This is a genomic window from Ciceribacter sichuanensis (assembly GCF_024055605.1).
In the GTDB taxonomy this organism is placed as follows: Bacteria; Pseudomonadota; Alphaproteobacteria; order Rhizobiales; family Rhizobiaceae; genus Allorhizobium; species Allorhizobium sichuanense.
The window spans coordinates 56,481-75,135 of the sequence record NZ_JAMXLX010000006.1 but is presented as its reverse complement, the minus strand read 5'-3'; the positions used below and the strand labels follow the sequence as shown (position 1 = coordinate 75,135).

Sequence of the window (18,655 nt, the reverse complement as noted above, 5' to 3'; positions counted from 1 at the left end):
CGGAAATGCAACAGATATCCGACAACATTTCGAGCGCCATAAGGGAAATCTTCGGCACAGGCAAGGCGCTGATCGGCATGATCCATTGCCCGCCCTTTCCCGGCGCCCCGCGCTATCGGGGTGCTGCGATGGACACGATCTACGACGCCTGCATGCGCGATGCCGAGGCGCTGGTCGAAGGCGGCATGCACGGCCTGATGGTCGAAAACCACGGCGACATTCCCTTCTCCAAACCGGAGGATATCGGCCCCGAGACGGCAGCCTTCATGTCGGTGGTGACGGACCGCATCGCGCGCGCCACCGGCGTTCCGCTCGGCGTCAACGTGCTCGCCAACGCGCCGATCCCGGCGTTTGCCATCGCCATGGCCGGCGGCGCCAAGTTCATTCGCGTCAACCAGTGGGCCAATGCCTATGTCGCCAATGAGGGCTTCATGGAAGGCCGTGCGGCGGAAGCCATGCGCTACCGTTCGATGCTGCGGGCCGAGCACATCAAGGTCTTCGCCGACAGCCATGTAAAGCATGGCGCGCATGCGATCACCGCCGACCGCACCATCGGCGAACTGACCCGCGATCTCGCCTTCTTCGACGCCGACGCCGTGATCGCTACCGGCCAGCGCACCGGCAATTCGGCGACCATCGAGGAGATCGAGGAAATCGGCCAGGCGACCCACCTGCCGCTGCTCGTCGGCTCCGGCGTCACCAATGACAACGTCGTGGAAATCCTGAAACGCACCAGTGGCGTCATCGTCGCCTCGTCGCTGAAGGTCGACGGCGTGTGGTGGAACCCGGTGGAACCGGCCCGCGTCCAGGCCTTCGTCGAGGCCGCCCGCCCGGCTCTGGAGGCCTGACATGACCGAGACGCTTTCCGAGCAGATCCTGCGCGAGAACCAGCCGGTGTTCGAGGCCATGGTGCATCACCGCTTCGTCGAGGACATCAAGGCCGACCGTCTGCCCAAGGCGGTGTTCGAACGCTACCTCGTCTTCGAGGGCGATTTCGTCGATGCCGCCATCTCGATCTTCGCCTTCGCCGCCGCGAAAGCCGACACCATCGCCCGCAAGCGCTGGCTGATCGGCGTGCTCGATGCGCTGGCCAACCAGCAGATCGCCTATTTCGAGAAGACCTTTGCCGAACGCGGCATCGATCCCTCCGCCTTCGACACCGCCATTCCCGAAGTCGCCGCCTTCCGCGACGGCATGGTAGCGATTGCCCGCGATGGCGGCTATCTCGACACGGTCGCGGCAATGTTTGCGGCGGAATGGATGTACTGGACGTGGTCGAAGGAGGCCGCCGCCACCAAGATCAGCGATCCGCTGCTCAAGGAATGGGTCGATCTCCATGCGCATGAGGATTTCGCGGCACAGGCGCGGTGGCTGAAGGCCGAACTCGACGAGGCCGGCAAGGACATGCCGGCGGAAGAGCGCACGCGGCTCAGCACCATCTTCGGCAAGGCGCAGGCGCTCGAAATCACCTTCCACGACGCACCCTATCTATAGAGCATATCCGGCGAAAACAGGATCGCCTTCAATGCTCTACCTTCTTCTTCTAACGCAATTCCGGACGCAAGACCGGTTCCCACTTTTGCTGGAATTGCTCTGAAAGCCATGACCATGTTCGCCATCGACGGAAACCGCCTGAACCGCCGCCTTGCGGAATTCGCCGAAATCGGCGCCCTGCCGAAGGGCGGCGTCAACCGGCAGGCGCTGACCGAAGGCGACCGGCAGGCCCGGCGGATGCTGGCGGGCCTTGCGCTCGCCCGCGGCTTCCGGATCTTTCAGGATCCGATGGCGAACCTCTTCATCCGCCGTCCCGGCCGCGACGAGACGCTGGCCCCGCTGATGATCGGCAGCCATCTCGACAGCCAGCCGGCCGGCGGACGTTACGACGGCGCGCTCGGCACGCTCTCGGCCTTCGAGGTGCTGGAAAGCCTCGAAGACGCCGGCACGCAAACGGACCGGCCGGTGGAAGTGGTGGCATGGACCAATGAAGAGGGCTGCCGCTTCGCGCCGGGCTGCATGGGTTCGATGGCCTTTGCCGCCGGCGCGATACCGGAGGAGTGGGCGGACAAGCAGGCAACCGATGGCGCATCGTTTACGCAGGAGCTTGCCGCCACCATCGAAAGCCTTCCCGAAGCGGAGATGCGACCTCTCGGCTTTCCTGTTTATTCCTATATCGAGATCCATATCGAGCAAGGCCCCTCGCTGGAAGCGGAAAACATTCCTATCGGCGTCGTCACCGGCATTCAGGGCACTCGCTGGCTGGAAGTCACGGTCACAGGCCAGACGGCGCATGCGGGAACGACGGGCCTTTCCTATCGTCGCGACCCGATGCGGGCGCTTTCGGCAGCGCTTTCCGGCCTCTACGACACGATCATGCCGGAAGACGAGAATGCCCGCTTCACCGTCGGCAGCCTCAGGCTTTCGCCGGGTTCGGTGAACGCCATTCCCGAAGATGTCAGGTGCACGGTCGATATCCGCCATCCCGACTCCGCAAGCCTCGATGCGCTGGAAGCGAAGATTTCAGCGGCGTTTTCGAAGGAGGCGGGCGGGCAGGGCTGCACCGCGGCGATCCGGCGGCTGTTCGACATGGCTCCTTGCGTGTTTGACGAGGGTTTGCAGGACAAGATCGAGGACGCCGCGTCCAGCCTGCAGATGCCGAGCCGGCGCATGCTGTCGGGCGCGTTCCACGATGCTCTCTTCGCCAACCGCATCGCACCCGCCGCCATGATCTTCGTGCCCTGCCGCGACGGTTTGAGCCACAACGAAGCGGAATTTGTGGAACCGGCCGATGCTATCGCCGGCTGCCGGGTGATGATGCAGGCCGTGCGGATGCTCACGGCATCGGCGGATGTCTGAACGCACGCCCGGCAGAGACAATTCCCCCATTGCCGAGAATGAAAAATCCCGCGAGGCCTGGCCCCGCGGGATGAAACGTCATGCCGAAACGGCTGACACGATCAGGACGGGGATCAGTGCGCGCTCGCCTCTGCCTCGTTGTCCTTGCCGTAATGGGCGAAGGTCGCGGCGAAGCGGCCATTGACGTAGTCGCCGGAAGTGACCGGCGGATACTTGGCCGGATGATTCTCGTCGACGCAGCTTGGCAGCGCCTCGACCACCGTGTCGTAGTTGGGGCCGAAGAAGAACGGGATCGAGTAGCGCTCGCGGCCCGAGCGGTTGATCGCGCGGTGCACCGTCGAGGCGAAGAGATCGTTGGTCCAGCGCGCCATCTGGTCGCCGACATTGACGACGAAGCAGCCCGGAATCGGATCGGCGGCGATCCACTCGCCGGCGGCGTTGAGCACCTGCAGGGCGGAAATGCCGTCCTTCTGGGCGAGAATGGTGAAGCACTCATAGTCGGAATGGGCGCCGATGCCGATCTGGCGGTCGTCGATCTCGCCGAACTGCGGCGGGTAATGCAGGACGCGCAGCGTTGCGAGCGGCTTGCCGACCATATCGTCGAAATAGGTTTCCTCAAGCCCGAGCGCCAGCGCGAAGGCATGCAGCAGATGGCCGGAGAGCTTCAGCATCTCGACATGGTAGGTTTCCAGCGCCTTGCGGAATTCCGGCATGTCCGACGGCCACTGGTTCGGGCCGTAGAGCACCTTGCCGGCCTTCACGTCCGGATCGTCGGCCGGCACGTCGAGCGCGATATCGAAGGATTCGTGCAGGTCGCCGCGCGCGGTCGGGTCGGTGTTTTCCTCCAGCATCGCCGCATAGCCGCGATTGTTCTTCGACTTGGAGACATGGTTTGCCATCTTCACCTCGTCCGGCTGGCCGAAATAGGTCTCGGCGGCGGCAAAGGTGCCGGCCAGCACTTCGGCCGGAACGTGGTGGTTCTTGATGTAGAGGAAGCCGACCTCGGTGCAGGCCTTGCGCAGGTCTTCGGCAAGCTTTGCCTTGGCGGCGGCGTCGCCGGAGAACATCGGCTCAAGGTCGATGATCGGGATTTCCTCGAAGCTGATGCGCTGCGGATCGAGACCGCCGTTCTTCATGGCGCGTGCGCCATTGCCGGTTTCCAGTACCTTCATCTTGTTTTTCCCTCGTCTGGTTGGTTCGGATCGTAGATCGCCTCGACGTAGTAACGTGGCCCCGTGAACTCGAAGCCGGGCGAGAAGTAGCGGCGGCAGACATCCATGAAGGCCGCCATCTTGCGGGACGGCGCGTGCGGACGCGTGAGACGGATGCTGACGCGCCGTTCGGCCGATTCCCAGTTTTCGAGCAGCGGCACGAGATGACCACGCTCGCATTCGATGGCCGTGAAGAAGCGCGGCAGATAGGCGATGCCTTCGCCCGCCACGGCGAAATATTTCACGGTCCAGTAGTCGTTGGCGATCAGGCTGCTGCGCGGCAGGATGCTTTCCTGGGCGGAGCCCTTCTGCAGCCGCCAGTTCTGCAACCCGCCGGGCGTGCGGTAGACGATGCCCTGATGCTCGGCGAGATCGGCCGGTGTCTTCGGCATGCCGGCGCGCTCGATGTAGCTGCGGCTGGCAAAGAGCGAAAAGGTCGCCGTCGAAAGGGTCTCGCCCTCGTCGTTTCCCTCGTCCCAGGAAATCACCGCATCGAGCGTGTCGAAGCTTTCGGCCGCATAGAGAACATTGGGCGAGAAGAAGGTCAGCTCGATCTCCACATTGGGATAGAGCTTCCTGAAGGCGATCAGCATCTGGGCGTAGAAGGCAGTGCCGAACTCGCCGGTCGCGCCGATGCGCAGCGTGCCCGCCACGTCGTCGCTAAGCTCGGTCACGGCGGCCCGCGCCGCATCGCAGCTCTGCAGGATCTGCCTTGCATGCTTCAGCAGCATCTGGCCCGCCTCGGTCAGCACCAGATTGCGGCCGGAACGTTCGAAAAGCTCGACGTTCAGGTCGGTCTCAAGCTGCTTGATCCTGAGGCTCAGCGTCGATTTCGGCAGCCCGTAAAGCTTCGCCGCCGATGACAGCGAGCGCAGTTCCGCAATCTTCACGAAGGATGCCAGGGCCTCGGTATTCACGCTGATCGTCCATAATCCTGAACAATATGCCGATAAATTGGGCATGATTATTTTTATTGCATGAACGACCGTAATCGGCTTTTATGCACCGCACAAGAGCCAATCCGCTTTTGCACGAAACGCAAGGACCTCCCACGAAAACGCCGGCAGCGCGGCATTTTGCGCGCCCGTCGAACCGTGTCGAACTGCAAGAGACCATTGGAAAAAAGGGGAACCAAGAAATGACAATCCGCAAACCCAAGCGCTCTGCCGGGTCCTGTCTGATCGCCGCAACGGCGGCGATCCTCGCATCGTCGGTCGCATCCGGCGCCTTCGCCTTCACGCTGGAAGGCGAGCCCAAGGTCGCCTTCATCTATGCCAGCGCCGCGCAGGATGGCGGCTGGAACGAAGCGTTGGAAGCCGGCCGCAAGGCCGTCGAGGAAGAGCTCAAGGTTCCCGTCGCCGTGACGGAGAACATTCCGGAAGAGGCAACCAAGCTGCGCGCGGCCATCGACCTCTACGTCAAGCGCGGCTTCAACATCATCGTCGGCACCACCTACGGCTACAGCGCCCCGATGGCAGAAGCCGCGAAGGCCTATCCGAACGTCGCCTTCCTCAGCGCCTCCGGCACCGAGAACGGTCCGAACATGGAAAGCTTCTACGCCCGCACCTATCAGGGCTGGTATCTCGCCGGCGTCGCCGCGGGACAGGCCACCAAGACCAAGAAGATCGGCATTCTCGCGGGCTTCCCGGTCGGCGTGGTGAACTGGGACATCAACAGCTTCGCGCTCGGCGCCCGCTCGGTCGATCCGTCGATCGAGACCATCGCGGTCTACACCAATTCCTGGTGGGATCCGGTCAAGGAAGGTCAGGTCGCCCAGGCGATCCTCGACCAGAAGGCCGATGTTCTCGCCACCAACCTTTCCGCCACCTCGGCGCTCGATGCCGCCGAAAAGGCGGGCGTGCCCTCCATCGGCTTCCAGCTCGACATGTCCCATGCCGCGCCGAAGACCATCCAGACGTCTGTCGTCTTCAAGTGGGAGAAGTATCTCGTGCCGACGATCAAGGAGATTATCGACGGCAGCTGGAAGCCCGAGGAATACGGCGCATTCGAAGGCCTCGACAAGGGCGTCGTCGATCTCGCGCCCTTCGGACCGACCGTCTCCGACGAGACCAAGGCAAAGATCGAAGCCGCAAAGCAGGACATCATCGCCGGCAAGCTCGATCCCTTCCAGGGTCCCCTGAAGAAACAGGACGGCACCGTCGTCGTCGAGGCCGGAGCCAAGGTCGACGATGCCGCGCTGTGGTCCATGGACTACTTCGTCGAGGGCATCACCGGCACCATGCCGGCTCAGCAATGACGACTGCGCCCCAGACCGCGCCCAAGCCAGCCAACAGCCGGCCGGAAACGTCTTTCGGCAGCGCCCCCGCACTTGAAATGCGGGGGATCGGCAAGGCATTCGACGGGCGCCCGGCACTCGTCGAGGCGGCGTTTGCGCTCGAATGGGGCGAAGTGCATGCCATCGTTGGCGAGAACGGCGCCGGAAAGTCCACGCTGATGAACGTGGCGACCGGCGTCTATGCCGCCGACAGCGGCGAGCAGGTGATGAACGGCGAGGCGATCAGCCCGCGCAGCCCGGTGGAGGCGGCGGCCGCCGGCCTCGGCATGGTCCACCAGCATTTCCGGCTGGTCGACAGCTTCACGGTTGCCGAAAACGTCCTTCTCGGCCTCGGCCGCAAGAGCACGCTACGCTCGCCCGCCGAGGCCGCGGCGCTGATTTCAGCCAAATCCGCCGAAATCGGCCTGCCGGTCGATCCGCACAAGGTGGTCGCCGATCTTTCGATTGCCGAACGCCAGCGCGTCGAGATCGTCAAAGTGCTGCTGCTCGGCGCCCGCATCCTCGTGCTCGACGAGCCGACGGCGGTGCTGACGGAAGAGGAGGCAGAAGCGCTTCTCTCCTTCGTCCGCCGCCTGTCGCGGGCGGGCCATGCGGTGGTGCTGATTACCCACAAGTTCCGCGAGGTCTCCGCCTTCTGCGATCGCGTCACGGTGATGCGGCATGGCAGGACCGTGCTTTCCGGCGCGAAGGTTGCGGAGGTCTCGGAAACCGAGATCGCCCTGTTGATGGTGGGCGAGACGCTGACCGTCAGCGGCCGGCCGGATAGCATTCCCGGGCCGGTCTGTCTTGAGATCAATGGCCTCTCCCTGCATGCGGGAGAGCATCGGCAGGGTCTTGTGGGTCTCGACCTCGAGCTTCGTGCCTCGGAAGTGCTCGGCATCGCCGGCGTCGGCGGCAACGGCCAGGAGGAACTGGTCGCCTGCCTGCTCGGGCTGGAACGGCCGGATGCAGGCTCGGTGATGCTGAACGGCGAAGATATCGCCACCGCCGATCCGCGCAGACGGCGCGAGGCGGGGCTGCGCGTCATCCCGGCCGATCGTTTCGCCACGGGCCTCATCCGGGAAATGTCGATTGCCGATAACCTCGCGCTCACCACGGTCGCCGATGGCGCCGCCGGCGGCCTGTTCTTCCTCAACCGCGGCCGCATGCGGCAGGCGGCGGAGCGCGCCATCGAGACCTTCGATATCCGCGGTGCAGCGCCCGAACGGAGTGCGGCGCTGCTTTCGGGCGGCAACGCCCAGAAGGTGCTTCTCGCGCGCGAACTCGATGACGGCATGAAGGTGCTGGTCGCGCATTCGCCCTCGCGCGGGCTCGACATGCGGGCGACGCAATTCGTGCGCTCGGCCATCCGCAAGGCGGTGGAGGCGGGCGCGGCCTGCCTGCTGATCAGCGAGGACCTGCAGGAAGTCCTCTCGCTCTCCCACCGCGTGGCAGTCATGAACAGGGGAACGATCGTCGGCTGCCGCCCGGCGCAAGACGTTACCCCGGAATGGATCGGAGCGCTTCTGGCCGGCCATGCTTGATACAGCATTCCTCGTTCGCCGGCAGCAGCCCGGCTTCCTGCTCAGCAGTCTCTGTTATGTCGGCGGCCTCACCATGGGGCTCGCCATCTCGGCCGTTCTTCTCGTTCAGGCGGGCGTTCCGCCTGAGGCCCTGATCGACGAATTCATCGTCGCCGCCTTCCTGACCTCCGACGGCCTCTCCCAGACGGTGACGGCCGCGCTGCCGCTCGTTCTCGTCGGGCTGGCCTCGGCGGTCGCCATGCGGGTGCGTTTCTGGAACATCGGGATCGAGGGCCAGCTCTGGCTCGGCGCGGTGGCCGCCACCTGGGTGGCGCTGAACGGCATCGGCCCGGCAAGCCTGCAACTGCCGCTGATGATGGTGCTCGCGGTCCTTGCCGGCGCGGGCTGGATCGCGATTTCTCTGTTCCTCAAGCTGAAATGGGGCGTCAACGAGGTGATCTCGACGCTGCTGCTCGGCAGCGTCGCCTTCCTGCTGGTGCAGCATCTTTTGTTCGGCGCATGGCGCGATCCGGCAAACAGCTTTCCCGTGACGGCCGCCTTTGCAGAGACCGCGCGTTTTTCCGGTCTCGGCTGGGGCCAGCTTCATGTAGGGCTTTTCGTGGTTCTCGCGGTTGCCTTCGTGGTGTGGTTCGCGCTCGAACATACCCGCGCCGGCTTCTATGCCGATGCGGTCGGTCTCAATCCGATGACGGCGCTGGCGACGGGCCTGCCGGTGCGCCGCACGGTGATCGGGCTGGTGCTGCTTTCCGGCGCGCTTTCGGGGCTTGCCGGCATGATGATCGTTTCCGGCACCGAGCATCGCCTGAACCAGACCATCGGCAACGGCTATCTCTTCAGCGCCATCGTGATCGCCTATCTCGCCCGGGCAAAGCCGCTCTGGGTTCTGGTCGTCGCCGTGGCGCTTGGCGCGGTCTTCACCGCCGGCAATGTGCTGAAGGTGTTCTATTCGATATCCGAGGCGATGATCGTGCTGGTGCAGGGGACGGTGCTCCTGTCGATCCTGATGGCACAGTTCTTCAGCACCTATTCGCTCAACCGGCCGGTCTAGAGCAATTCCAGCAAAAGTGGGAACCGGTTTTGCGTCCGGAATTGCTGAAAAACAAAGAGATAGAGCATTGAAGGCGATTCTGTCGTCGCCGGAAATGCTCCAGAAAGAGAGGATGGCATGGATTTCCTGATCGGCTGGCTCGCCATCATTCCGAGCTATACCACGCCGCTTTTGCTGGCGAGCCTCGGCCTCATCATCTGCGAGAGGGCGGGCGTTCTCAATCTCGGGGCGGAAGGCTTCATGGCCGTCGGCGCGATGAGCGGGGCGATTGCAGCGCTTTCGGGCGTCGATCCGTGGCTGGCGCTTACGGCCGGCATCGGCGCGGGTGTCGCACTTGCGATCCTCTTCGGCCTCTCGACCGTCGTGCTGCGCGTCGACCACACGCTCGCCGGCCTTGCCGTCGTCGCCATCGGCCTCGGCGTGACCGGCGTCATCGGCCGGCCCTACATGCAGAAGACATTCGCCGGCATTTCGACCTTCGGCGATCTTTTCGGCATCGGCCGGGACACCGCACTCGGACGCTTCATGGCGGTGCAGGATCCTGTGACGGTGGCGCTGCCGGTTCTCGTTCTCGTCGTCTGGTGGTGGATGGCCATGAGCCGCAGCGGTCTTCGCCTGCGTGCCGTCGGTGAAAACCCCGCCGCGGCCGATATCGCCGGCATCGACGTGCAACTGGTCCAGCTGGGTGCGGTGATCGCCTCCGGCGCGCTTTGCGGCCTTGCCGGCTCCTATCTCTCGGTCGCCACCAGCCATGTCTGGGTGGAGGGCATGGTGGCGTCGCGCGGCTGGGTCGCCGTCGCGCTGGTGATCTTCGCCCGCTGGAACCCGGCGCGGGCGCTCGTCGGCGCGCTCGTCTTCGGCAGCGCCGATGCGCTGGTGCCACGGCTGCAGGCCGTCGGCGCGGATATCCCGGTCTACCTGACGATGACGCTACCCTATCTGCTGACGCTTGCCGTGCTGGTTGCCGGCTCGGTCTTCGGCCGGCGCTCCGGCGAGCCCGCCTTCCTCGGCCGCATCTACCTGCGGCAGGACAAGCACTGACCCCGCATCGGCGGGGTCATCACCAGCATATCAGGTGATGAGAATGGCGCGGAAGTCGTTGACGTTGGTGCCGGTCGGGCCGGTGATGAAAAGGTCGCCGCTTAAGGAAAACGCGTTCCATGCATCGTGATTGGCAAGGAGCGTGCGGCCATCACCGCCGCGCTCGCGGATGCGGCGCGCGGTCTCGCCATCGCTGATCGCGCCGGCATTGTCTTCCGTGCCGTCGATGCCGTCGGTATCGGCCGCCAGCGCATAGATACCGGAAAGCCCTTCGGTTGCCAGCGCGAAGGAAAGCAGAAACTCGCAATTCCGCCCGCCGCGTCCGGCAGGCGACGAACCGATGGTCACGGTCGTTTCCCCTCCCGACAGCAACAGGACAGGCTTGGCAAAGGGCGCGTTGCGGGTGGCGATCTCGCGGGCGATGGCCGCATGCATCAGGCCGATATCACGCGCCTCGCCCTCGATGGCATCCGAAAGGATCGCTGTTTCGATCCCCGCCTTTTTCGCTTCAGCGGCTGCAGCCTCCAGCGACTGGCGGGCGGATGAGATGATGTGCGTCTCGTTGCGGGCGAAGACAGGATCGTCGGGCCGGGGCGCTTCGGCCTTGGCGATGGCATCGAGAATGGCCGGAGGAAGGGCGATGCGATAATCGCGGATCGCGGCAAGGGCCTCGTTGCGTCCCTCGGCATCGGGCAGCGTCGGGCCGGAGGCGACGAGTTCGGGCCGGTCTCCCGGCACATCGGAAATCACCAGCGTCACCACGCGGGCGGGGGCGGCCGCCGCGGCAAGCCGCCCGCCCTTGATGCCGGAGAAATGCTTGCGGATGACATTCATGGCGGAGATCGGCGCGCCGGAATGGAGGAGCGCGCGGTTGAGTTCGATCTCGTCGTTGAGCGTGAAGCCTTCGGGTGGTGAGGGCAGGAGGGCCGAGCCGCCGCCCGAAATCAGCGCCACCACCAGATCGTCTTCCGTCAGGCCGGAAACCTGATCGAGCAAAGCGCGGGCGGCATGGATCCCGGCCTCATCCGGCAATGGATGGGAAGCGGTGAGCACACGTATATGGCGGCAGGGTTCCTCCGCCCCATGGCGGGTGACGACAAGGCCCTCGACGGGTTCGCCCCAGGCACTCTCGAAGGCTTTCGCCATCTGGCAGGCGGCCTTGCCCGCGCCGATGACGATCGTGCGGCCCTTGGGGCGGGCCGGCAGGTGGCGGGCAATCGTCGTTGCGGGATCGGCAGCCTCGACGGCGCGGCGAAACAGGGAACTCAGGAAAGCGCGCGGGTCATCGATCATCGGCATGGTCCTCCTCCTTTCAGTCTATCGCCGGTGAGGCGATGGTGCGACCCCGCAGCTTGCGGCTGCGAGATCGCTTCTCGGGGGATTTCGAAAAAGCGTCAGCCGAGTTCGGTGACGAACTTGGTGCGCATATAGGCCTCGAGGCCTTCGATGCCGCTTTCGGAGCCGTAACCGGACTCATTGACACCGCCGAACGGCGTCTCGGGCGTCGAGACCATCGTGTGGTTGACGCCGACGAGGCCGGCATCGAGCGCCATCTCGGTCTTCTGGGCGAGGCCCATGTCACGGGTGAAGACGAAGGAGGCGAGGCCGTAGGGCAGGCTGTTGGCCCGCTCGATCACCTCGTCGAAGGTCGAGAAGCGCGTGGTCGGGGCGAGCGGGCCGAAGGGTTCCTCGGACATGATGCGGGCATCTTCCGGAACGTCGCGCAGCAGGGTCGGAGCATAGAAATAACCCTTGTTGCCGAGGCGCTCGCCACCGGTCACCACGCCGGCACCCTTTGCCCTGGCGTCCGCGACCAGACCGTCCATGACGTCGAGGCGGCGGGCGGCGATCATCGGACCCATCTGCACGCCTTCATCGAGACCATTGCCGATCCTGATGCGCGAAACGCGGGCGGCGAAGCCGTCGATGAAGGTTTCGTAGAGGCTTTCATGAACGAAGAAGCGGGTCGGCGAGGTGCAGACCTGGCCGGCATTGCGGAACTTGGCGGCGACGATCGTATCGAGCGTCTTTTCGAGATCGGCATCGGCATGCACGATCACCGGCGCATGGCCGCCGAGTTCCATGGTGCAGCGCTTCAGCGTATCGGCTGCCTGCTTCTGCAGGATCTTGCCGACCGCGGTGGAGCCGGTGAGCGACACCTTTTTGGTGACGGGCGAGCGCAGTAGGTGGGTGGAAACTGCCGCCGGAACGCCGAAGACGATGTTGAGGACACCGGCCGGAACGCCGGCCTCCTGGAAGCAGCGGCCGAAGGCGACCGCCGTGCCGGGGGTTTCCTCCGCCGGCTTCAGGATGATCGAGCAGCCCGCGCCGAGAGCGCCGGCGATCTTGCGGATGACGTTGCTGGCCGGGAAGTTCCAGGCGGCGAAAGCGGCGACCGGGCCGATCGGCTCCTTGAACACCATCTGGCGAACGCCGGGCAGGCGAGCCGGCACGATGCGGCCATAAGCGCGCTTGCCTTCCTCGGCATACCAGCGGGTGGCATCGGCCGAGAACTGCACTTCGCCGGTCGCTTCGACGAGCGGCTTGCCGTTTTCCTGGGTGAGTGTCCGGGCGATCTCGTTCTTGCGTGCTTCTATAAGGTCGGCGGCCTTGTTCATGATGACGGCGCGCTGCTGGGCGGTCATCGCCTTCCAGACCTTGAAACCCTTGTCCGAGGCTTCGAGCGCCCGGTCGAGATCGGCGACCGAAGCATGCGGAAGCCATGCCAGCACTTCGCCGGTTGCCGGGTTTATAAGGTCTTCGCCCTTGCCCTCGGAGCCGGCGCTCCAGACGCCATCGATCAAAAGTTCCAGTTTTTCCGAATACATCGTCTTTCCTTCCTTATGGCCTTCCACGGCCCGCTACGGCGGGCGCCAATGTCGTGCCTTGAAAATTATCAAGAGCGCCCTTGACCTGTACATTGTATACAGTATGGTGTCGATATGATTTTAGCTCGTATTCAAAAATTGTCCGTCGCCATTCCTGAAAACCTCGCCGAGATCCTCGAGGAAGAGATCATCTTCGGCCGGTTGAAATCGAATGAGCGGCTTACCGAAGAGATGGTCGCAGAGCGTTACGGCGTCAGCCGTTCCCCTGTCCGGGAAGCGTTGCGGCTTTTGGAAAGGGACGGCCTTGTCGTCCGTGAGGCCCGTCGCGGCATCTGGGTTTCCCCGATGTCCCAGCGGGATTTCGATGAGGTCTATCAGTGCCGCATCGAGCTTGAAGGTCTGGTCGCCAAGCAGGCCGCCGAAAACCCCGATGTCGCCGCCAAGGAGGAATTCCGCGTCCTTCTCAAGGAACTGAAAGAGGCACGGTCGCGCGACGACGCCCGGCAGTTCTTCATCGTCGACGTCAAGGGCTCGTTCCTGACCTATTCGCTTGCCGGCAACCGGACGCTGACGCGTCTTCTCGCCGGGCTCGAAAAGCAGGCGCTGCGCTATCGCTACCACGCCTACCAGCAGCGCCCCGAAATCGTGCAGCTTTCGCTCGACGACACGGCGCGCATCTACGACGCGATCATTGCCGGCGACGGCGAGGCCGCCAAGGCCATGACCGAAAAGCTGATCCACGAGATCTGGCAGAACATGCGCGACGGCATCCGGGCCGCCTTCGGAGACGGCTGATGCTTACGATTTCCTCGTCCTTCAACGTCATCGACAGCCACACGGCCGGGCATCCGACCCGCGTCATCCTGAGCGGCGTCCCGAAGCTTGTCGGAAAGACCGTGCTGGAGCAGCGCGAGGATTTCCGCAATCGCTTCGACCACCTGCGGCCCGCGCTCCTGCATGAGCCGCGCGGACATGCGGCGATGGTCGGCCTCGTTCAGGTGCCGTCCTCGGTGGCCGATTACGGAGTCTTCTTCATCTCGTCCTATGTCTATCTCGACATGTGCGGCCACGGGTCGATCGGCTTTGCCAAGACGCTCGCCTTCACCGGCGCGTTGACGCCCGAAAGCGGCGACCACTTCACCATCGAGACGCCGGCCGGCGTCGTCACGGTGGGCGTCTCTTGGGCTGCCGACGGCTCGCTCGACAAGGTCAGGATCACCAACGTCCCGAGCTATATCGGCCTTGAGGATTTCGCCTTCGACGTCGACGGCGTCGGCGAGGTGCGCACCGATATCGTCTATGGCGGCATGTGGTATGCGCTGGTCGATGCCCGGCCGCTCGGCATTCCGCTGGTGCCGGAAAACGCCTCGCGCCTGATGCAGCTCGGCTCGCATATCAAGTCGACGCTCAAGGAAAAGATCGCCGACATCGCGATCTTCCAGGGCTCGCCGGCGCCAAGCGTGCTGTTCTTCGATGCCGATGCGCCCGACAGCGCCACCCATTTCCTGGTGCTCGAATCCAACAAGTTCGACCGCTCGCCATGCGGAACGGGAACGTCGGCCCGCATGACCCATCTCCTCGCCAGGGGCGTTCTGACGCCCGACCAGACATACCATGCACGCAACATCTTCGGCATTCCCTTCGAGGCGCGGCTTGCCGGCCGCACGGAAGTCGACGGGCGCGCCGCTGCCATGGTCGAGATCGAGGGCAGCGCTTTCATCACCTCGACCCAAACCATCTTCTTCGAGAAGGGCGATCCGCTCTCGAAGGGATTTCTTAGCCGCTAGACCACAAAAAGGGGAACTCCATGAAATCGTTCAGCGTAAAATCCATCCTGGCCGCGGCCGCCGTCGGCATCAGCCTTCTGTCGGCTCCCGCCGCTTCCGTGGCCGACGACAATCCGTCCGCCGTCATCGAGCAGATCCGCTCTTCCGGCGTTCTCAAGGTTCCGGTCATGACCGGCGAAGAGCCCGGCTACATCAAGGACCCGGCGACCGGTCAGTGGAGCGGCTTCTACTATGAATTCCTCGGCGAGATCGCCACGCAGCTCGGCGTCAAGCTCGAGCCGGTCGAAACCACCTGGGGCAACCTTGCCGCCGACTTCCAGTCCAACAAGATCGACATCGCCATCGGTGTGAACCCGAACCCGAAGCGCGGCCTCGTGGTCGACTATCTCTGGGAACCGCTGTTCACCGACGCCTGGGCCGTGCTGACGCCTCCCGGCAAGCCGGTCAAGACCTGGGCCGAACTGAACGCTCCGGAAAAGACCGTCGTCGTCCAGAAGGGCTCGACCATGCAGGTCGTTGCCGAAGCGCTACTGCCGAAGGCCAAGATCACCCCGGTCGAAGACCGCGGTCTCGCTCTCATGGAACTGCAGTCCGGCCGTGCCGACGGCGTCGTGTTCTCCGTCTTCGATGCCCTGCAGATCACCGAGAAAAACATCGGCGAAGTCTCCCTTCCCGAGCCGATCCTGCGCAATCCGGCAACGCTCGCCGTCGCCCGCAAGCCGGGTAACGCCGGCTACATCAACTTCCTGACCAACTGGATCCAGCAGGAGCGCTCGCTCGGCCTCGCACAGGGCAAGTTGGCTCGCGCCTGGGAAGCCCGCGGCATCGATCTTTCGATCCTGCCGGAAGGCTTCAGCTTCTGATTGCGTCATCGGGTCGCCGCGCCACCGCGTGCGGCGACCCCCGGTACCAGCGATACGCAGCGCCGCATGCGGCCTCGTGAGCGAGGGACAGAATATGCTGTTTGATTTCTCGGTCATCACCAACAATGCCGGCCTTCTGTGGCAGGGCTTGCTGATGACGCTCTACTTCACCGTCATCACCATTCTCGCAGGGCTCGTGATCGGTCTGATCGTCGGACTGATCCAGCTCAGCAACTTCCGGCCGCTCGTCATCCTCGGCCAGATCTACGTCGAATTCTTCCGCAACATCCCGCTTCTGGTGACGTTGCTCTGGATCTACTACGCATTCCCGATCTTTGCCGGCGTCAACGTCACCAAGTTCTGGGCGGGTTTCATCGGGCTGAGCTGTTATGTCGGCTCCTTCTATGCCGAAATCCTGCGTGCCGGCGTGCAGTCGGTCGATCCCGGCCAGACGGACGCCGCAACCGCCATCGGCATGTCCTATGGCCAGCGCATGCGCCGCATCATCCTGCCGCAGGCCTTCCGCAAGATGATCCCGCCGCTCGCCGGCCAGTCGATCATCCAGATGAAGAACACCACGCTCCTGTCGATGATCACCGTGCCCGATCTTCTCTACCAGGCAAGCTACATCAGCAGCTTCACCTACCGTCCCATGGAAGTCTATACGGCCGTTGGCGCGATCTTCCTCATCATCCTCGTGCCCCTGACGGTTCTTTCCCGGCGGCTCGAAAAAGCGGGAGCCAGCCACAAATGAACAGCACCCCGGCAAACACCGACGCAGACACCAAGACTGGCCAGAAGCAGGTTCTGCGTCTCGACAACATCTGCCTCCAGTTCGGCGGCAAGCAGGTCCTGAAGGGGGTCAACCTCTCGGTGACCGAAGGCGAGGTCGTGGTTCTCATCGGCGCCAGCGGCTCCGGCAAGACCTCGCTCCTGCGCTGCATCAACCTGCTCAACACGCCCACCAGCGGCAGCATCGTGATCGACGAGGAAGTGATCTTCCACCGCGAGGCCAACGGCCAGGGCGGTCGGGAAATCTCGAAATCGGAGGTGAACCGCATCCGTTCGAAGACCGGCATGGTGTTCCAGCAGTTCAACCTCTTCCCGCACATGACCGCATTGCAGAACGTCATGGAAGGGCCTGTCGTCGTCAAGAAGCAGCCCGCCGATGCGGTGCGCAAGGAGGCGCTTCGCCTGCTCGACATGATGGGCCTTGCCCAGCATGCCGAAAAATACCCGCGCCAGCTTTCCGGCGGCCAGCAGCAGCGCGTGGCGATCGCCCGCGGCATGGCGATGCAGCCGAAGGTCATGCTGTTCGACGAGCCGACCTCGGCTCTCGATCCCGAACTGGTCGGCGAAGTCATGAAGGCCATGGTGGAGCTGGCGAAGAGCGGCATGACCATGGTCATCGTCACCCACGAACTCGGCTTCGCCTTCGAGATCGCCGACCGCGTGGTCTTCCTCGACCAGGGCCTTGTCGCCGAACAGGGTCCGCCCTCCGAAGTCCTGCTCCATCCGACGCATCCGCGCCTGAAGAGCTTTGTCGGCCGCTTCCACGAATCCGCCGACCTGCTGCGCCCCTTCCTCGAAGCCAGACAGGCGGAAGGCTCTGCAGAAGCCGGCTGAGAGGCCGACTGAAACGCCTCCCGCAAGCGAGGCCCTCCTCTGAAACTCGACTAAGGGCGGCGGCTCCCAACGCCGGCCCATGGATACACCGAAATGACACTGAGCTTTGATCCGAACACAATTCCGGTCCCCTCCGGCCACCACATCGGCGGACGTTTCGTCGAACTGCCGGGCGAGGAAATCCAGGTCCTGCGTCCTTCCGACCAGGTGGCGATCGCCCCGATCCGCGACGGCGGCAAGGAAGCCGTCGAACTTGCGGTAACGGCAGCGCGCCGCGCACTCGCCGAAAGCCGCTGGGCGAAGATCGCTCCGCGCGAACGCGCCAAGGTTCTGATGCGCTTTGCCGCGCTGATCGAGGAATCGGCCGAATATCTCGGTCGTCTCGAAGCGCTCGGCTCCAGCCGCCTCGTTTCCATGACGGTCACGGGTGACGCCGTACGCACCGCCGGCGTGGTCCGCTACTTCGCCGAATATTGCGACAAGATCGAAGGCATCGTCACCGCGACGGAAGCCGACACGCTGAGCTTCGTCCGGCAGGAGCCCTACGGCATCGTCGGCGCGATCGTTCCGTGGAACTTCCCGATGATCACCGCCGCATGGAAGTTCGCTCCCGCGCTCGCCGCCGGCAACGCCATCGTGATGAAGACGTCGGAGCTGACGCCGCACAGCCTGCTGGCGCTGGCCGATCTCGCCGCCAAGGCGGGTGTTCCGGGCGGTCTTCTCAACGTCGTCAACGGCTACGGCCACACCACCGGCGCTGAAATCGTCCGTCATCCGGCCATCGGCATGGTCTCCTTCACCGGCTCGACCCAGACCGGTGCTGCGATCATGAGCCTTGCCGCGCAGTCCGGCATCAAACCGGTCACGCTGGAACTCGGCGGCAAGAGCCCGCAGCTCGTCTTCGCCGACGCCGGCGATCTCGACACCGTCGCCACCCGCGTCGCCAATGCCTTCATCGGCAATGCCGGCCAAGTCTGCACCGCCGGTTCGCGCCTCATCGTCGAGGACAAGATCGCCGATCAGCTGGTGGAAAAGCTCATCGCCCGCACCAAGGCGATCAAGGCCGGCCCGACCTGGGACGAAACCACCACGTTTGCCCCTGTGATCAACCGCAAGCAGGCCGACCGCATCGACGGCATGGTGCGCAGCTCGATCTCGCAGGGCGCCCGCGTCATCACCGGTGGCGGCATGCTGGAAACCCGCAACGAAGGCAACTTCTTCGCGCCGACCATCCTCGACAACGTTGCCGACGACAACATCGGCTTCACCGACGAGTTCTTCGGCCCGGTCCTGACGGTGCGTTCCTTCTCCGACATCGAGGAAGGCATCGCGCTTTCGGCCCATCCGACCTACGGCCTCTCGGCCAGCGTCCACACCATCGACGTGAAGAAGGCGCTGAAGGCGGCCGACGCCATCGAGGCAGGCATGGTTTGGGTCAACCAGCACGGCCGCAGCGCGGAATTCTCCTACACCGCCGGCGGCTTCAAGGGTTCCGGCTTCGGCAAGGACATGGGCCGCGCCGGCATCGAAGCCTACCTTCGCCAGAAGGCCGTCTGGGTCAATTACCTCTAGGATTGGG

Annotated in this window: 17 protein-coding genes; 13 read left to right on the top strand and 4 right to left on the bottom strand. The window is 64.2% G+C overall.

The window, feature by feature from the left end:
* Positions 1-5 precede the first annotated feature (5 nt).
* The 3 genes from NBH21_RS17710 (at position 6) to NBH21_RS17700 (ending at position 2,853) form a co-directional block, all read left to right on the top strand.
* A complete protein-coding gene (locus NBH21_RS17710; protein ID WP_250911878.1) occupies positions 6-848 on the top strand; it encodes a BtpA/SgcQ family protein in 843 nt (280 codons plus the stop codon).
* Position 849: 1 nt separating this feature from the next.
* On the top strand, positions 850-1,494 hold the full coding sequence (locus NBH21_RS17705; RefSeq protein ID WP_250911879.1) for a TenA family protein: 645 nt from the start codon (positions 850-852) through the stop codon (positions 1,492-1,494).
* A gap of 114 nt (positions 1,495-1,608) precedes the next feature.
* Positions 1,609-2,853 (top strand): Zn-dependent hydrolase, encoded by a 1,245-nt coding sequence (locus NBH21_RS17700; RefSeq protein ID WP_250911925.1) that lies wholly within the window; start codon positions 1,609-1,611, stop codon positions 2,851-2,853.
* A gap of 113 nt (positions 2,854-2,966) precedes the next feature.
* Here NBH21_RS17700 and NBH21_RS17695 read toward each other — a convergent pair whose 3' ends face one another.
* On the bottom strand, positions 2,967-4,025 hold the full coding sequence (locus NBH21_RS17695) for an isopenicillin N synthase family dioxygenase (protein WP_250911880.1): 1,059 nt from the start codon (positions 4,023-4,025) through the stop codon (positions 2,967-2,969).
* Entirely contained in the window at positions 4,022-4,981 is a 960-nt protein-coding gene (locus NBH21_RS17690) for a LysR family transcriptional regulator (RefSeq protein ID WP_250911881.1), read from the bottom strand. The genes NBH21_RS17695 and NBH21_RS17690 overlap by 4 nt, the downstream gene beginning before the upstream one ends.
* A 221-nt stretch (positions 4,982-5,202) precedes the next feature.
* Here NBH21_RS17690 and NBH21_RS17685 point away from each other — a divergent pair, with 221 nt between their 5' ends.
* The 4 genes from NBH21_RS17685 (at position 5,203) to NBH21_RS17670 (ending at position 9,972) form a co-directional block, all read left to right on the top strand.
* The gene (locus NBH21_RS17685; protein WP_250911882.1) at positions 5,203-6,321 is read left to right on the top strand and encodes a BMP family ABC transporter substrate-binding protein; all 1,119 of its coding nucleotides are present in this window, start codon (positions 5,203-5,205) and stop codon (positions 6,319-6,321) included.
* Positions 6,318-7,883: an ABC transporter ATP-binding protein gene (locus tag NBH21_RS17680; protein ID WP_250911883.1), complete on the top strand. Its 1,566-nt coding sequence runs from the start codon at positions 6,318-6,320 to the stop codon at positions 7,881-7,883. Before NBH21_RS17685 ends, NBH21_RS17680 begins: the two co-directional genes overlap by 4 nt.
* On the top strand, positions 7,876-8,931 hold the full coding sequence (locus NBH21_RS17675) for an ABC transporter permease (protein ID WP_250911884.1): 1,056 nt from the start codon (positions 7,876-7,878) through the stop codon (positions 8,929-8,931). The genes NBH21_RS17680 and NBH21_RS17675 overlap by 8 nt, the downstream gene beginning before the upstream one ends.
* A gap of 117 nt (positions 8,932-9,048) precedes the next feature.
* Positions 9,049-9,972 (top strand): ABC transporter permease, encoded by a 924-nt coding sequence (locus NBH21_RS17670; RefSeq protein WP_250911885.1) that lies wholly within the window; start codon positions 9,049-9,051, stop codon positions 9,970-9,972.
* A gap of 30 nt (positions 9,973-10,002) precedes the next feature.
* Here NBH21_RS17670 and NBH21_RS17665 read toward each other — a convergent pair whose 3' ends face one another.
* Both NBH21_RS17665 and NBH21_RS17660 read right to left on the bottom strand, forming a co-directional pair.
* Positions 10,003-11,271 carry a glycerate kinase type-2 family protein gene (locus NBH21_RS17665; protein ID WP_250911886.1) on the bottom strand — a complete coding sequence of 423 codons (1,269 nt, stop codon included), beginning with the start codon at positions 11,269-11,271 and terminating at the stop codon, positions 10,003-10,005.
* Between the two features lie 95 nt (positions 11,272-11,366).
* Positions 11,367-12,800 (bottom strand): NAD-dependent succinate-semialdehyde dehydrogenase, encoded by a 1,434-nt coding sequence (locus NBH21_RS17660; protein ID WP_250911887.1) that lies wholly within the window; start codon positions 12,798-12,800, stop codon positions 11,367-11,369.
* A 114-nt stretch (positions 12,801-12,914) separates the two neighbouring features.
* On the opposite strand from NBH21_RS17660, the gene NBH21_RS17655 reads away from it, so the two are divergent.
* From NBH21_RS17655 to NBH21_RS17630, 6 genes are all read left to right on the top strand, one after another.
* Positions 12,915-13,595 carry a GntR family transcriptional regulator gene (locus NBH21_RS17655; RefSeq protein ID WP_250911888.1) on the top strand — a complete coding sequence of 227 codons (681 nt, stop codon included), beginning with the start codon at positions 12,915-12,917 and terminating at the stop codon, positions 13,593-13,595.
* Positions 13,595-14,587: a proline racemase family protein gene (locus tag NBH21_RS17650; protein WP_250911889.1), complete on the top strand. Its 993-nt coding sequence runs from the start codon at positions 13,595-13,597 to the stop codon at positions 14,585-14,587. The genes NBH21_RS17655 and NBH21_RS17650 overlap by 1 nt, the downstream gene beginning before the upstream one ends.
* A gap of 20 nt (positions 14,588-14,607) precedes the next feature.
* Positions 14,608-15,450 carry a transporter substrate-binding domain-containing protein gene (locus NBH21_RS17645; RefSeq protein ID WP_250911890.1) on the top strand — a complete coding sequence of 281 codons (843 nt, stop codon included), beginning with the start codon at positions 14,608-14,610 and terminating at the stop codon, positions 15,448-15,450.
* A 94-nt stretch (positions 15,451-15,544) separates the two neighbouring features.
* On the top strand, positions 15,545-16,204 hold the full coding sequence (locus tag NBH21_RS17640; RefSeq protein ID WP_250911891.1) for an amino acid ABC transporter permease: 660 nt from the start codon (positions 15,545-15,547) through the stop codon (positions 16,202-16,204).
* The gene (locus tag NBH21_RS17635; protein ID WP_250911892.1) at positions 16,201-17,076 is read left to right on the top strand and encodes an amino acid ABC transporter ATP-binding protein; all 876 of its coding nucleotides are present in this window, start codon (positions 16,201-16,203) and stop codon (positions 17,074-17,076) included. The genes NBH21_RS17640 and NBH21_RS17635 overlap by 4 nt, the downstream gene beginning before the upstream one ends.
* 93 nt (positions 17,077-17,169) lie before the next feature.
* Positions 17,170-18,648 (top strand): aldehyde dehydrogenase family protein, encoded by a 1,479-nt coding sequence (locus NBH21_RS17630; RefSeq protein ID WP_250911893.1) that lies wholly within the window; start codon positions 17,170-17,172, stop codon positions 18,646-18,648.
* Positions 18,649-18,655: the final 7 nt, after the last annotated feature.